The sequence below is a fragment of the Microbacterium sp. genome, from assembly GCF_031988965.1.
Classification (GTDB): Bacteria; Actinomycetota; Actinomycetes; order Actinomycetales; family Microbacteriaceae; genus Microbacterium.
This window is the reverse complement of the sequence record NZ_DALZXX010000143.1, coordinates 1-5115: the sequence shown is the minus strand read 5'-3', so window position 1 is coordinate 5115 and position 5115 is coordinate 1. Positions and strand designations below refer to the sequence as shown.

The 5115-nt window shown below is 68.7% G+C and carries 6 protein-coding genes and 1 pseudogene; 3 read left to right on the top strand and 4 right to left on the bottom strand.

All coding sequences use genetic code 11. From position 1 onward, the window contains the following. The coding region (locus RTM68_RS15835; RefSeq protein WP_312172738.1) for a hypothetical protein at positions 1–665 on the top strand (665 nt) is incomplete at its 5' end. A 52-nt stretch (positions 666–717) separates the two neighbouring features. On the opposite strand, the gene pth is transcribed toward RTM68_RS15835, so the two are convergent. Both pth and RTM68_RS15825 read right to left on the bottom strand, forming a co-directional pair. Beyond that, positions 718–1299: an aminoacyl-tRNA hydrolase gene (pth, locus tag RTM68_RS15830; RefSeq protein WP_312172737.1), complete on the bottom strand. Its 582-nt coding sequence runs from the start codon at positions 1297–1299 to the stop codon at positions 718–720. Between the two features lie 116 nt (positions 1300–1415). Beyond that, complete coding sequence (locus tag RTM68_RS15825; RefSeq protein WP_312172735.1) at positions 1416–2024, bottom strand: 50S ribosomal protein L25/general stress protein Ctc; 609 nt, start codon at positions 2022–2024, stop codon at positions 1416–1418. A 208-nt stretch (positions 2025–2232) separates the two neighbouring features. On the opposite strand from RTM68_RS15825, the gene RTM68_RS15820 reads away from it, so the two are divergent. Both RTM68_RS15820 and gndA read left to right on the top strand, forming a co-directional pair. Beyond that, entirely contained in the window at positions 2233–2370 is a 138-nt protein-coding gene (locus tag RTM68_RS15820) for a hypothetical protein (RefSeq protein ID WP_312172733.1), read from the top strand. A 128-nt stretch (positions 2371–2498) separates the two neighbouring features. Further along, positions 2499–3947: an NADP-dependent phosphogluconate dehydrogenase gene (gndA, locus tag RTM68_RS15815; RefSeq protein ID WP_312172730.1), complete on the top strand. Its 1449-nt coding sequence runs from the start codon at positions 2499–2501 to the stop codon at positions 3945–3947. 84 nt (positions 3948–4031) lie between these two features. Here the strand turns inward: gndA and RTM68_RS15810 are convergent, their stop codons facing one another. Next, positions 4032–4757 (bottom strand): ABC transporter ATP-binding protein, encoded by a 726-nt coding sequence (locus RTM68_RS15810; protein ID WP_312172728.1) that lies wholly within the window; start codon positions 4755–4757, stop codon positions 4032–4034. A 39-nt stretch (positions 4758–4796) separates the two neighbouring features. Continuing rightward, positions 4797–5115 (bottom strand): annotated as a pseudogene (locus RTM68_RS15805) (ABC transporter permease); the annotation flags it as partial.

Below are 5115 nucleotides of genomic sequence, written 5' to 3'. Positions count from 1 at the left end.
CCACGCCCGGATACGCGCCGGCGCCGCCCGCACCTCCGGCATATGAGGCGACGCCTCCGGCGAACCAGCCCGCTCCCCCGGCGTACGAGGCCACTCCCCCGGCATACCAGCCGCAGACAGCACCCCCGGCTTACCAGCCGCAGACGGCGCCCCCGGCATACCCGTCGGCACCTCCGGCATATCAGGCCACGCCCCCGGCGTATCAGAGCGCCCCTCCCGGCGCCTACCAGGTGCCCGTGGGCGGCTACTCCGCACCCGCGGGCGACTACCAGGCTCCGGCCACCGAGCCGAAGAAGTCCGGGATGCTCGGCCTCCTCGCGCTCGTCGCCGCGGGCATCGCGACACTCATCATCCCGATCATCGCGGGATTCACCTCGTTCGAGATCGGTAAGCGCCTGCCTGGCGGATTCGATGCCACCGGGTCCGACGCGCTGGCCGCGCTCGCGCCTGCCCGCGACCAGGTGCTGTGGACCGAGATCGCCTTCTGGACGGGCACGGTGCTGGGCATCGCCGCGATCGTCGTCGGAATCATCGCGATCGTCAAGAAGAAGGGGCGAGGCGCGGGGATCGCGGCGGTCGTCGTGGCCGCCCTCGGGGCGGTCGTCTTCTGGGTCGTCGTCGGAGTGATGCTCCCCGCCGGAGTCGCCGCCGGCCTCGTCGTCTAGGGCTCGTCGTCTAGGGCTCGTCACCGCACCTCACGGCCCCGAGCAGCGAGCCTCAGCGCGGAGCGTGGTGCTTCTGCTGTGCCGCGAGGAGTCCTTCGGCGACGAGCAGCTCGACGGCGTCGGCGGCATCGGAGACGAGGATCGGCAGGTTCGACCGCTCATCCTTGCCGAACGGCGACAGCACCCAGTCGGCAGGGTCCTGACGTCCCACCGGTCGACCGATGCCGACGCGGACGCGAGGGAACTCGGGGGTCACGATGGCTCTGGCGATGTCTCGCACGCCGTTGTGTCCGCCGTGCCCGCCACCCGTCTTCAGCTTGACGGTGTCGAAGGGGATGTCGAGCTCGTCGTGCACCACGATGATCTGCTCCGGCGGGACCGAGTAGAACCGCGCGAGAGCCGCGACGGGAGTGCCCGAGACATTCATGAACGTGTTCGGCTTGGCGAGCACGAGCTTGTCGCCACCGGGGCGCAGCCAGGTCTCGACGACGCGCGCTCCCCCCTTGTGCTCACGGAAGGTCTCGTTCCGACGCGAGGCCAGTTCATCGATCACCATTTGACCGATGTTGTGCCTCGTCGCCTCGTATCGCGGGCCGGGATTGCCGAGCCCTACCACCAGCCAGGTGGATGCCATGCGTTCGTCCTCTCGGGAGCGGATCGATGCGACCCGGGTCAGGATACGACAGAGGGGGCGCGATGTGCTCGCGCCCCCTCTGTGATGCGGTCAGCTGAGTGCTGATCCGACGGAGATCACTCCGCGGCGGCGTCCTCGGCAGGAGCCTCATCCGCAGCGGCAGCCTCGTCCTCTTCGAGCGGCTCTTCGGCCGGGATCGAGATCGCGACGACGAGCACCTCGGGGTCGCTGAGCAGCGACGAGCCCTTGGGCAGCGTGACGTCGGCGGCCGTGATGTGGGCGCCGTCCTCGAGTCCCTCGACCGAGACCTCGACGTTCTGCGGCAGGTGCGTGGCCTCGGCCTCGATCGACAGGGTGTTCGCGTCCTGGTTGACGATCGTGCCGGGAGCCGACTCGCCCGTGACGACGATCGGGACGTCGATGGTGACCTTCTCGCCCTTCTTCACGACGAGCAGGTCGATGTGCTCGATGATCTGGTGCACGGGGTCCTTCTGGACGTCCTTGACCAGGGCGAGCTGGTTCTTGCCCTCGATGTCGAGCTCGAGCAGAGCGTTCGCGCGACGGATGATGAGCGAGACCTGGTGGCCCGGCAGTGCGACGTGCACCGGCTCGGTGCCGTGGCCGTACAGGACGGCGGGGATCTTGCCGGCGGCGCGGAGGCGGCGGGCGAAGCCCTTGCCGAAGTTCTCGCGAAGCTCGGCCTGGACCTTGGTGTCTTCAGACATGGGGTTCTCCTTCGGGGCACGCAGCGAGCAGCCGCGCGGTGGTCTATGGAACAGCTCTCGAACGCAGACACGTGAAAGAAGCCACCGGGCTTGCTTCGCCGCGTCGATAACGGATTCGCGCGCACGCGCACTCATCCCTCGCCGAGGTACTCCCTTCATGGTACCCGATGACCCGTTAGGCTGAAGACACCGTTCCCTCTCGCAGAACATGGAGTTCCTCATGCTCGACGGCGTCTTCTTCTCGCACGCGATCGCCTGGGTCATCGGAGCCATGTCGCTCTGCGCCGCCGTCGCCACCTTCGGCGCACTCTTCTCGCTCGGCCGCTCCGGCTACCGCAAGGACTGATCGCCGCAGCGCGGGTGCGCAGCAGTCTCCTCGTCCGGCGGCTCGCCATCGGACGTCACAACGCGGCCGCCACCCGAGCGCCGCGATACCCTGGGATCATCCCCTACTTCTCGATCTAGGAGCCATCTGTGCCCGAAGCATCAGCGAACATCGGAGTCGTCGGACTCGCCGTCATGGGTTCGAATCTCGCCCGCAACCTCGCCAGCCGCGAGGGCAACACGGTGGCGATCTTCAACCGCAGCTACGAGAAGACCGAGACGCTCGTCTCGGAGCACCCCGAAGCAGGATTCATCCCGGCGAAGACGTACCAGGACTTCGCAGATTCGCTGCAGAAGCCGCGCACCGCGATCATCATGGTCAAGGCCGGCGGTCCCACCGATGCCGTGATCGACTCGCTGCTCGAGGTCTTCGAGCCCGGTGACATCATCGTCGACGGCGGCAACGCGTACTTCCCCGACACCATCCGTCGCGAGAAGGCCGTGCGCGAGACCGGAGTCAACTTCGTCGGCGCCGGCATCTCGGGCGGCGAAGAGGGCGCGCTCACCGGCCCGTCGATCATGCCCGGCGGCTCGGACGAGTCCTGGATCACCCTCGGCCCGATCCTGAAGTCGATCGCCGCGATCGCCGAGGGCGAGCCGTGCGTCACGCACGTCGGCCACGACGGTGCCGGCCACTTCGTCAAGATGGTGCACAACGGCATCGAGTACGCCGACATGCAGCTGATCGCCGAGGCCTACGACCTCATCCGCCGCGGCACGGGCAAGTCCCCCGCCGAGATCGCCGAGATCTTCGCCGAGTGGAACACGGGCGAGCTCGAGTCCTACCTCATCGAGATCACCGCCGAGGTGCTGCGCCAGGTGGATGCCGAGACCGGCAAGCCGCTCGTCGACGTCATCCTCGACCAGGCCGGCGCCAAGGGCACCGGCGCGTGGACCGTCCAGACCGCGCTGTCGCTCGGCGTCCCCGTCTCCGGCATCGCCGAGGCCACGTTCGCCCGCTCGCTGTCGTCGCACCCCGAGCAGCGCGCCGTCGCCGGCGCCCTCCCGGGGCCCGACGAGGAGTTCACCGTCACCGACGAGGCCGCATTCATCGAGGACGTCCGCCTCGCGCTGTACGCGTCGAAGATCGTGGCCTACTCGCAGGGCTTCGACGAGATCCGCGCGGGCGCCGCCGAGTACGGCTGGAACATCGACCTCGGCGCGATCAGCAAGATCTGGCGCGGCGGGTGCATCATCCGCGCCCAGTTCCTCAACCGCATCGCCGACGCGTACGCCGAGACCCCCGACCTTCCGGTCCTCATGTCGGCACCGTACTTCGCCGAGGCGCTCACGCGCGGCCAGGCCTCGTGGCGCCGCGTCGTCATCGCCGCAGCGACCGCGGGCATCCCCGCTCCGGCATTCTCGTCGTCGCTGTCGTACTACGACGGCATCCGCGCCGACCGCCTTCCCGCAGCCCTCGTGCAGGGACAGCGCGACTTCTTCGGTGCGCACACCTACAAGCGCATCGACAAGCCGGGCACCTTCCACACGCAGTGGTCGGGCGACCGCACCGAGATCGAAGCCGAAGACACGCACTGAGCGAGTCTGAGACATGACGAAGGCCCCGGCGGTTCCGCCGGGGCCTTCGTCATGTCTCACTCGTCGTCTGTCACCGTCCGTCTCTCACCGCGTGATGTCCTGCACCGTGCCCTTCGCGAGCCTCAGCCGCCTGGTCGCCCTGCGGGCGACGGCCGAGTCGTGGGTCACGACGATCATGGTGATGCCCTCGGCGCACAGTCCCTCGAGCAGCGTGAGGATCTCGTCGCGCATGCTCTCGTCGAGGTTGCCCGTCGGCTCGTCAGCCAGCAGCACACGGGGCCGCTTCACGATCGCCCGGGCGATCGCCACCCGCTGCTGCTGACCGCCCGAGAGTTCTGTGGGCAGATGATCGCCTCGGTCGGCGAGGCCGACATGCGCGAGCGCCTCCGACACCCGTCTCGTGCGATCGCCCCTGTCGAGCGACATCGGCTCGAGCGCCATGTTCACGTTCTCGGCGGCGGTGAGCGTGGGGATGAGGTTGAACCCCTGGAAGACGAACCCGATCTCCTCGGCCCGGATCCTCCCGAGTTCGCGCGCGGAGGCCGAGGCGAGCTCGATCTCGCCGAGCCGCAGCGACCCGGACGTCGGCTTGTCGAGCGCCCCGAGCAACTGCAGCAGAGTGGACTTCCCTCCCCCGGTCGGGCCTTGGATAGTGACGAACTCCCCCGGGCCGATCGTCAGATCGACACCGGTGAGCGCCTTCACAGTGCGCCCCTTCTGGGTGTAGGTGCGCGTGACGTTCTGCGCCCGGTACACGGGTGCTGCCGCCTTGGTGTTCATCGACGCGTGCGTGGTGTCTGCGATGGTCATGACTGTCTTCCTTCTCTGTGTCTTCTCGCGATATCGGGGTCAGGCGACGGATCGCAGCGCCTCAGCCGGACTGAGGCGCGCCGCGCGCCAGCCTCCGAACGCTCCGGCGACGAGGCCGCCGAGCACCGCGAGGCCCACGGCCGCAACCAGCACCCACGGCGTGAAGGGCGCCTGCAGCACGATGTCGGCGGCCTGCTGGGTCTGGAACATCTGCCCACCGCCTCCCGTGGGTCCGCCCATACCGCCGGGGCCGCCCTGCGCACCGCCGGATGCCGTGCTCGCGGCGATGGTCGGCTTGATGAGGTTGATCGCCACGATGCCCGCGACACCGAGTGCGAGGCCCACGGCACCGCCGATC

Coding starts and splice junctions, on each gene's coding strand:
- pth (WP_312172737.1), bottom strand. CDS start 1,299: ATGGCATCCACCTGGCTGGTGGTAGGGCTCGGCAATCCCGGCCCGCGA.
- RTM68_RS15825 (WP_312172735.1), bottom strand. CDS start 2,024: ATGTCTGAAGACACCAAGGTCCAGGCCGAGCTTCGCGAGAACTTCGGC.
- RTM68_RS15820 (WP_312172733.1), top strand. CDS start 2,233: ATGGAGTTCCTCATGCTCGACGGCGTCTTCTTCTCGCACGCGATCGCC.
- RTM68_RS15810 (WP_312172728.1), bottom strand. CDS start 4,757: ATGACCATCGCAGACACCACGCACGCGTCGATGAACACCAAGGCGGCA.